The sequence below is a fragment of the Mesorhizobium sp. M1E.F.Ca.ET.041.01.1.1 genome, assembly GCF_003997355.1.
In the GTDB taxonomy this organism is placed as follows: Bacteria; Pseudomonadota; Alphaproteobacteria; order Rhizobiales; family Rhizobiaceae; genus Mesorhizobium.
In genome coordinates this window covers 1-647 of record NZ_RZSL01001190.1, presented here as the reverse complement: position 1 = coordinate 647, position 647 = coordinate 1, and the positions used below count along the sequence as shown (strand labels likewise).

1 protein-coding gene is annotated in these 647 nt (G+C 68.2%); it reads left to right on the top strand.

The features are described 5' to 3' along the window. On the top strand, positions 1-647 hold a 647-nt coding region (locus EOA38_RS38275), incomplete at both ends, for an SDR family oxidoreductase (protein WP_127301656.1).

Sequence of the window (647 nt, the reverse complement as noted above, 5' to 3'; positions counted from 1 at the left end):
CGGCGGCGAAGCGGCTGGCGGCGGACGGCTTCAAGGTCGGCGTGCTCTCCGCCTCCGGCAAGGGCGAGGCGCTGGGCAACGAGCTCGGCGGCTTCGGCGTCGCCGGCTCCAACCAGTCGAACGATGACCTGAAGCGTCTCACCGACGGTGCGCTGGAACGCTGGGGTCGCATCGACGTCCTGGTCAACAGCGCCGGCCACGGACCGCGCGCGCAGATCATCGAGATCAGCGACGACGACTGGCACAAGGGGATCGACACCTATTTCCTCAACGTCGTGCGCCCGACCCGGCTGGTGACGCCGGTGATGCAGAAGCAGAAGGGCGGCGCGATCATCAACATCTCGACCGCCTGGGCGTTCGAGCCGAGCGTTGCCTTCCCGACCTCGGCGGTGGCGCGTGCCGGGCTCGCCGCCTTCACCAAGATCTTCGCCGACACCTATGCGCCCGACAACATCCGCATCAACAACGTGCTGCCGGGCTGGATCGACAGCCTGCCCGCTGTCGAGGAACGCCGCCAGAGCGTGCCGATGAAGCGCTACGGCACGTCGGAGGAAGTGGCGGCGACGATCTCGTTCCTCGCGTCGGACGGCGCGGCCTACATCACCGGCGAGAACATCCGCGTCGATGGCGGGCTGATGCGGGGGTAT